Here is an 8187-nt window from a genome sequence, read left to right as displayed (position 1 = left end):
CTCATCACAACCCTCAACGCTATGGTGCGCACCAACAAACCCTGGAATCCGGCTTCCGTTTGAAGCACGGTTGCTCATCCGTCTCGGCGCTGCGCGCCGATCCACCTTCTCCCACAAGGGGAGAAGGTTGGCGCAGCGCCTTCAAAATGACGAACAAATCAATTTGCCTGTGGCAACACCCCCGCCTATCGTCCCACCCCATGACAACCGGAGTCGTTGATGACATCTCAGGCTGACTGGCTGCGCGGAACGCTTTTTGCGCTGGCTGTCGTGATGACCGGCCCGGTTCTGGCCGACAACAAGCCGGACGACGGCAAGGTGACGAATTTCCTGCTCGACAACGGCATGGAGGTCGTTGTCATCCCCGATCGCCGCGCACCGATCGTCACTCATATGGTGTGGTACAAGATCGGCAGCGCCGATGAGCCGCCGGGCAAGTCCGGCATCGCCCATTTCTTCGAGCATCTGATGTTCAAGGCGACGACCAACCATGCGGCCGGCGCGTTCGACCGCGCCGTCTCCGCCATCGGCGGTTCGAACAACGCTTTCACCTCCTATGACTACACCGCCTTTTACGAGACGGTGGTGCCGCAGGCGCTCGAGCAGATGATGGATTTCGAGGCCGATCGCATGCGCAACCTCATCCTCAACGACGACGTCATCGCCACCGAGCGCGACGTCATCCTCGAGGAACGCCGCTCGCGCATCGACAGCAATCCGCAGGCAGTGCTCGGCGAGGAGGTCGACGCCACGCTCTGGCAGAACCAGCCCTATCGCATTCCGGTGATCGGCTGGATGCAGGAGATGGAGAAGCTGAACCGCGCCGACGCCAAGGCTTTCTACGACAAATATTATACGCCCAACAACGCCGTGCTGGTGGTGGCCGGCGATGTCGAGCCGCAGGTGGTCAAGGCGCTGGCCGAAAAGACCTATGGCAAGATCGCGCGCGGTCCAGACCTGCCGCCGCGCATCCGTCCGGTCGAACCCGAGCAGAACACCAGGCGCACGGTGACGCTGACTGACGCGCGTGTCAGTGTGCCCAACTTTTCGACGCAATGGGTGGTTCCCTCCTATCACACTGCGAAGCCAGGCGAAGCGGAAGCGCTGGACCTGCTGGCGGAGATCCTCGGCGGCGGTAGCCGCAGCCGGCTCTACCAGCAGCTTGTCGTCAAGCAAGGCATCGCCGCCGAGGCCGGCGCCTTCTTCCAGGGCACCATGCTCGATGCCACCAACTTCACCGTCTATGGGGCGCCGCGCGGCGACGCCAAGCTGGCCGATCTCCAGGCGGCGGTCGAGGTCGAGGTCGCCCGCATCGCCAAGGACGGGGTCACATCAGGCGAGTTGGAGAAGGCCAAGGATCGTTACGTGCGCTCGATGATCTTCGCCCGCGACAAGCAGGATTCGATGGCCAACATCTACGGCGCGACGCTCGCCACCGGCGGCAGCATCAGGGACGTCGAGGAATGGCCGGGCCGCATTCGCAAGGTCACCGCCGACGAAGTCAGGGACGTTGCCGCGCGCTATCTCAATCTCAACCATTCGACATCAGGCTATCTCTTGCCGCAGACACAGGCGGGGAATTGATCTGATGAGGAACCAGCATAGCCGCGACTTCCCTTCTCCCCTTGTGGGAGAAGGTGGCCTCGCGAAGCGAGGTCGGATGAGGGGTGTTCCAGCTTGGCACCGACATCGTTCCGGCCAGCACCCCTCAACCGTCTTGGCGCTGCGCGCCAATCCACCTTCTCCCACAAGGGGAGAAGGGAGAGCCGCGCGGGTTGCCACCCCTTTAGTTACGCTGCTCCTCTCCCTCGTCTTCCTCGTCCTGCCGGCGCTTTCCGCTCGTGCGGCCATGAGCATCCAGGAGGTGACGTCGTCAAAGGGCATTACCGCCTGGCTGGTGGAGGACTATTCCGTGCCGCTGGTCGCCATCCGCTTCGTCTTCGACGGCGGCACGACGCAGGATCCCGCCGGGAAGGAAGGGCTTGCCAATCTGATGAGCGGCCTGTTCGACGAGGGCGCCGGTAATCTTGACAGCGAGGCTTTCCAGATAAAGCTGGACGACGTCGGCGCCGAGATGAGCTTCGAAGCGGCGCGCGACGGCACCTACGGCTCGATGCGCATGCTGGCCGAGCAGCGCGACGCGGCGTTCGACCTGTTGGGGCTGGCGGTTACAGAGCCGCGTTTCGACCAGGCGCCAATCGACCGCATCCGCGCGCAAGTGCTGTCCGGCATCATCGCCAACGAGCTTGACCCCGATACGCTCGCCCAGCGCAAATGGCTGGAGGCACTATACGGCACCCACCCCTATGCGCGACCCGACCAGGGCACCAGGCAAAGCATCGCCACCATCACGCCGGACGATCTCATCGCCTTTCACAAGGCGAATTTTGCTCGTGATGGCCTGCATGTGGCGGTGGTCGGTGCCATCGATGCCGAGACGTTGAAGAAAAAGCTCGATCTGGTCTTCGGCGGCCTGCCGCAACATCAGGCGCTCAGCGCGGTCGCTGATGTCGATCCGAAACTGAACCAGCAGCTCGAGGTCAATTACGACCAGCCCCAGACGTCGCTGCAACTCGCCTATCCCGGCGTCAAGCGGAGTGCGCCGGATTTCTTCGCCGCGGTGCTGATGAACGAGATCCTCGGCGGCAGCGCCTTCACCTCGCGGCTGTTCGACGAGGTGCGCGAAAAACGCGGCCTGGCCTACAGCGCCAGCTCCGACCTGGTCGACCACCAGCATGCCAACGCCCTGGCCATCACCACAGCGACCCGCGCGGACCGGGCGGCAGAGACGTTGGCTGTCGTGCGCGAGGTGGTGAAGCGCATGGCCGAGGAGGGGCCGACCGAAGCGGAACTGGGGGCGACCAAGAAATACTTGATCGGCGCCTATGCCATCAACAATCTGAACTCCTCCGGCGCCATCGCCGCGACGCTGCTCGAACTGCAGCTCGACAAGCTCGGCATCGACTACATGCAGCGCCGCGCCGCCCTCATCAACGCGGTGACGCTGGATCAGGTCAAGGCGGCAGCGAAAAAGCTGCTCTCCGCCGAGCCGGCCATCATGATCGTCGGGCCGAAGGTCGGCGAAGCCAAGAAGGAATGAGCCCAATGGGGGGCAGGGGATGAGCCCGAGCTTCGGCATCGCCTTCGGCGGCGGCGGCGCGCGCGGGCTGGCGCATATCCATGTCATCGAGGCTCTGGACGAGCTGGGTATAAGGCCGGTCGCCATATCAGGCTCGTCGATCGGCGCCATCATGGGCGCCGGCATGGCTTCGGGCATGGCCGGCAGCGACATTCACGACTACATGCGCTCGATCCTCGGCCGCCGCGCCGAGGTGGCGGCGCGCATGTGGCGGGCGCGGCCCGGCACCTTTGCCGAGGCGCTGCAGGGCGGGCTGCGTGTCACCCAGTTCAATGTCGAGCGCATCCTCAAGGCATTCATGCCCGATGCCATACCCGAAAGCTTTGCCGAGCTGAAAATACCGCTGAAGGTGACGGCCACGGATTTCTTCGGCCATAAGCTTGCGGTGCTTAGCGACGGCGACCTGCATTCAGCGCTTGCCGCCTCTGCGGCTATTCCCGCGGTATTCCGCCCGGTGATGCGCGACGGCAGGCTGCTGATCGACGGCGGCATCTACAATCCGGTGCCGTTCGACCTGATCGAGCACGACGCCGACATCATCATCGCCGTCGACGTCGTTGGCGCGCCGGCCAAAGGCGGGCGCAAATACCCGACCTCCGTCGACCTGATGTTCGGCGCCACGCAATTGATGATGCAGTCGATCATCGCCGCCAAGCTGAGGCAATGCCAGCCGGACATACTGGTCAGGCCGGCGGTGTCGAAATACCGCGTGCTCGATTTCATGAAGATCGATGCCTTGATGGCCGAAACGGCTGATATCAAAGACGAGCTGAAGCGGGAGATCGAGAAGGCAGTGGAGGCGCGGGCCAAGGTCGACACGGGCAAGCGCACCAAGCAGGTGGAGGGCGTGGCGCGGAAAGTCTGACGCTCGGTGACCTCCATCGAAACAAGCGCAGGCGCTGAACATTTGAAACATCTGCACTGCGACAGGCACCCAGAAGACTTTCCGCGGTATTCCGCCGTACCTGAACCGTTTGGCTGATCGCTTCCCGGTCGGGCACTGGACCCGGCCAAGCCGGAACTGATCAAGACGATCCGCGGCCTTGGAAACCTGTATCCAAGGCGGTGAATGAGGTGTGGTTCAGGGACCGGACTGCCCCGCGGGCGGAACGATCTGCATGACAAGGCGCATCAGATCGGCCTGGCGGGAGACGCCGGTCTTCTGGAAGATATTGTCGAGATGCGTCTTGGCGGTCGCGCTGGCAATGTGAAGGCTGGCGGCGGTCTCGGCCAAGGTGTGCCCGGCCACAAGGCTGGCGAGCACGCGGGTTTCGGCCAGCGTAAGCCCAAAGGCTCTCGCCAGCATTCCAGCGGCGTCATGCTCGTCCGGTGCATTGCCGATGAACACCGCGGCTACCGCCGCGGGTTCCATGCCGGCGCGCAGGTCGCCGCCGGCCATCGGCAGCACGCGGGCGAAGACCGGCGGCAGGCCGGATTCGCTAAGGAGGACGGCAAGTCCTGTCTTGCCGATGCAGGCCTCATCCTGAGCCGCAAGCATGATGGCGCTGTGAAGCTCCCTGGAAGCCAACGGGATCTTTGCTTGCAGAATGCCCCGGACATCCTGGATCGGGCCGCCGCTGCGCAGCATGTGCTTGGCCGAGCGGTTGGCGTGCAGGACGGCGCCACGTTCATTGGTGAGGACCACGGCGCATGTGAGCGCATCGAGCGCCTCGGCCATTCCTGCGCGCTCGACAGTGCCGATGTCCAGCATGTTGCTGATTATCACCGAACGGCGCACATGCGGCAGCAACAGTCTGCCAAGCTTGATTTCGCGCTCGGTGATAATGCCTTGCCGCTTGTGTCGGGCAACGGCGAAGCCGGCAAGGCGGGTAGGGGTGTGGATCAGGAAGAACGACATGACGTCGACCAGGCCTTGCGGCTTCAGGCATTCCTGAAAATACCGGGAGGTCTCCAGGTAGGTTTGAGGGATATGGCGTGAGACCACATGCGGCATATCGAGCGAAGGCCATGTCGAGAGATCCTCGAGCAGCCGGGCGTGGATCTCGGGGATATATTTCGCCTGTTGCTCCAGCCAGTATGGCTCTATTCCGACGGTCCTGTAGATCAGCAGTCGGTCGTTGGCGAGGTCGTCAAGCTGCAGGACCGCAGTCTGGGCGTCGAGCGCATCCCTGATTCCGGCAAGCGCGTGCTCCCATCGCTCCGGGTCGAGTGCGCAATCGTAGATCGAGCCGATCAGCTTCGACAGCTCATAATGCGACAATGCCTTGGCCATCGACGGCCCCCTCGCATGTCGACAGCGCGTCCGATGCAGGCGGAAAGCCGCGCCCTCTCACAGGTGCTCTCGCTTCTCCAACTTTAGCGATCGCTTAAATTCCGATTATCTCCCCCAAACAGGGGATGCGCAAGCACCCGGGCGGTGAAATACTCTCGCCCCAGAAGATAAGGTCACACTTAACTGTGACAACCAGTGCGGTTCAGCGCGTTCCTGGCTCGCGGACCTTCGCCACTGTGATGCAGCCGGGGGGACTAATCCAGAATTCTGCCTGCGTGCGCCGACTATCACGGCGCGCGACCGCTTATTGCTGAAACTTAAGCCGGGTTCGACCCGGACAATTCGGATGGAGCAGCATTATGTACAGGTACATTGCTTTTGCAGCACTTTGCATGGCGGCGATGCCCGCGCATGCCGGCGAGCTTGGAGCCATGAAGGCCGAAAGCATCGATCTCGCCGGCTTCCTTGGTGTCGTCTATTATACGCCTCAGGAGGACGGCTATCGGGTGGTCACCACAATCGCGCAGGGCGAGGCTGGCTTGCCAGTGCGTTTCGTGGCGACACTGACCGAGAACCAAATAGTCGCGGTCTCGGTGCCGGGCAAGCTGGGAGAGTCGGACCAGATCATCGAGATATCGCGTGTCGGCGGCAAGCTTGTCGTCAGCCCACAACCGATAGACGGGATCGTGGTTTCTTCTCCGAAGGCCGCCGTTGACTGATGACCGCCGTCGAGTGATCCAAGGTCGAGTGATCCGGGGGCATGCGCGTTGCGGCGGTGCTGGATGAGCCTGCAACGTGGGCGACAGACGATGTCCCTGTGGCTCGTCCTCCCGTCTGTCGTCATCTTTACCGTTGGCGCCGGCTTCGCCGCGTCTTCGCAAGCCGAGCTGGCCTCAGGCAAGTTCTACGAAATTGTCAGCGGCAAGGTCGATGCGCGGACCTATAATGGCTTCCGCCGCTACCATGGCAGCTGCAATCACTGCCATGGTCCCGACGGCATGGGCTCGACCTTCGCCTCGGCCCTTGTCGACCGGCTGCCCGACCTCGAGGTCTTCCGGCGCAATGTTCGCGACGGCGTGCGCAGCGGCGCTTCGGTGATGAAGGGCTTCGCCGACGATCCCAACGTCGCTCCTTACATCGACGACATCTACGCCTATTTGCAGGCCCGCGCCGACGGTGCGCTTGGCCGGGGTCGGCCTGAGAGGCTTGAAAATTAATGCATGTCGCGCAAAAGTGTGCAGCGGTTTTGCGATAACGACATGCATAGAACAACAACCTAAAGCGCGTCGCTTGAGCCGGTCGAACCCGACGCGCTTTAGTGCCATTGCCTGCCGACCGCAGGCGCTTCACCAAAGGACAGCGAGACGGTCGTCGCCGAGCGCCACATGCGTGCCGAAAAATGAGCACTCGCGCTCAAGCATGGCAGCGAGCCAGGCGGCATCTTCGCGCAGGGCGCGGTTTAGCCGGAACCTGGCGAGCTGGAACGGCACCAGCTCGAGCGAAACAAGCGTGCCGCCCGGTACGGCGAGCCGCGGCAGGTACATCAGCGCAAGCTCACCACGAAAGCTTTCGTTGCCGGTGATTCCCTCGTAGTCGGTGAGGAAGTCGCCGCATCCGTAGAGGATCAGCCGGCCGTGATGGATTTCGATCGGCTTGGGATGGTGGGAGGAGTGCCCATGCACGACCGAAACCTGCAACATCGATGAGAGCATGGGCAAGCGCGCGTTCTTCCGCCGGGACCTGGTAGCCCCAGTTGCCGCCCCAGTGGATCGAGGCCACCGCGAGGTCGCCAGGCTGTTTTATGGCCTGCACCGATCGGGCGATCTGCTTGAGCGAACGGGCCGAGACATCCGCCAGCAAGTTGACGCCTGGCTTATAAGCTCCGGCTGCCCATGAAGCTGGAACGCCGCTCGACTCCAGCGCGAAGCCGAAGACCAGCACGCGGCCCCCGCCGGCCAGCTCGATGACGGCAGGCGCCGCCGCCTCGTCCGCGTCAAGCCCGGCCCCGGCATAGGCGAGGCCGGCAAGTCGGAGCGTGTCGAGGGTCTCGACGAGGCCAGGCTCATCCCAGTCGAGCACATGGTTGTTGGCGAGCACGCAGCAGTCTATCCGTGCCGCCGCCAGGCAGCCGATGTTTGCCGGGTTCATCTTGTAATTGATCCCCTTGGGCGCCAAGGACAGGCTGGTGGTGATGCTGGTCTCGAGATTGACGATCCGCGCGTCGGGCGCTTCACGACCCAATTCGTTAAGCGCATCGCCCCAGACATACGCCTCGTCGACCTTTCTCGGGATCGGGCCATTGACGCGTTCGGCAAGCTCGACATAGGTCGTCGCCGATTTGACAAAGCGCTCGCCAAGGTGCGGATCGCCGGGACTGGCGAGAACCTGGTCGATGCCGCGCCCGAGCATCACGTCGCCGGACAGGAACAGCTTTGCGCTGCTTCGGACGGACCGTTCAGATCCTGCGGCGGCGTTGTTCGCGATCTGCGGCATCGCTCTCGAATCTCCTGCGTGCCAACACCCGGTGACCCCAAGGGGTTCCCAGCCAATTTGCGCGGATCGCATCGCGCGCCGGGAGATCAACCTGTTCGTCGACCACAGCCAGATCGAGGCGCATCGCTCCGGCATCTGGGGAACAAAGAGCACCTGGGGGCGGGGGCAGAATGTTGGTGAGGGGGCTGAGCGACCGCGAACGGCAATCACCCCAGGTTTGCGCTGCCCCTCATCGCCCTGCCGGGCACTTCTCCCAGTATAGCCGAGGCTTTCGCTCTACGATGTACCCCCACCCCTAACCCTCCCCACAAGGGGGAGGGAG

Annotated in this window: 8 protein-coding genes and 1 pseudogene; 6 read left to right on the top strand and 3 right to left on the bottom strand. The window is 63.2% G+C overall.

Translation table 11 applies throughout. The features are described from left to right. From AC0L2K_RS34405 to AC0L2K_RS34390, 4 genes are all read left to right on the top strand, one after another. A partial coding sequence (locus AC0L2K_RS34405) for a hypothetical protein (protein ID WP_473533582.1) occupies nucleotides 1-236 on the top strand: 236 nt, incomplete at its 5' end. Next, a complete protein-coding gene (locus AC0L2K_RS34400) occupies nucleotides 220-1584 on the top strand; it encodes a M16 family metallopeptidase (protein WP_473533581.1) in 1365 nt (454 codons plus the stop codon). The genes AC0L2K_RS34405 and AC0L2K_RS34400, both read left to right, overlap by 17 nt. Nucleotides 1585-1849: 265 nt before the next feature. Continuing rightward, complete coding sequence (locus AC0L2K_RS34395) at nucleotides 1850-3100, top strand: M16 family metallopeptidase (protein ID WP_473533580.1); 1251 nt, start codon at nucleotides 1850-1852, stop codon at nucleotides 3098-3100. Between the two features lie 19 nt (nucleotides 3101-3119). After that, on the top strand, nucleotides 3120-4004 hold the full coding sequence (locus AC0L2K_RS34390) for a patatin-like phospholipase family protein (RefSeq protein WP_473533579.1): 885 nt from the start codon (nucleotides 3120-3122) through the stop codon (nucleotides 4002-4004). A gap of 216 nt (nucleotides 4005-4220) precedes the next feature. Here AC0L2K_RS34390 and AC0L2K_RS34385 read toward each other — a convergent pair whose 3' ends face one another. Beyond that, complete coding sequence (locus tag AC0L2K_RS34385; RefSeq protein ID WP_287322575.1) at nucleotides 4221-5372, bottom strand: helix-turn-helix transcriptional regulator; 1152 nt, start codon at nucleotides 5370-5372, stop codon at nucleotides 4221-4223. A gap of 359 nt (nucleotides 5373-5731) precedes the next feature. Between AC0L2K_RS34385 and AC0L2K_RS34380 the strand changes: the two genes are divergently transcribed. Continuing rightward, nucleotides 5732-6091, top strand: coding sequence for a hypothetical protein (locus AC0L2K_RS34380; protein WP_287068567.1), 360 nt, complete (start codon nucleotides 5732-5734; stop codon nucleotides 6089-6091). 90 nt (nucleotides 6092-6181) lie between these two features. Next, nucleotides 6182-6589 carry a c-type cytochrome gene (locus AC0L2K_RS34375; RefSeq protein WP_473533578.1) on the top strand — a complete coding sequence of 136 codons (408 nt, stop codon included), beginning with the start codon at nucleotides 6182-6184 and terminating at the stop codon, nucleotides 6587-6589. A gap of 129 nt (nucleotides 6590-6718) precedes the next feature. On the opposite strand, the gene AC0L2K_RS34370 is transcribed toward AC0L2K_RS34375, so the two are convergent. Further along, entirely contained in the window at nucleotides 6719-6916 is a 198-nt protein-coding gene (locus AC0L2K_RS34370; protein ID WP_287322579.1) for a hypothetical protein, read from the bottom strand. A gap of 105 nt (nucleotides 6917-7021) precedes the next feature. Next, a pseudogene (locus tag AC0L2K_RS34365) lies at nucleotides 7022-7781 on the bottom strand (CapA family protein); the annotation flags it as partial. Nucleotides 7782-8187: the final 406 nt, after the last annotated feature.

The organism is Mesorhizobium sp. WSM4817 (assembly GCF_055811135.1).
The sequence above is the reverse complement of the archived record's forward strand: the minus strand, read 5'-3'. Positions and strand labels throughout refer to the sequence as shown.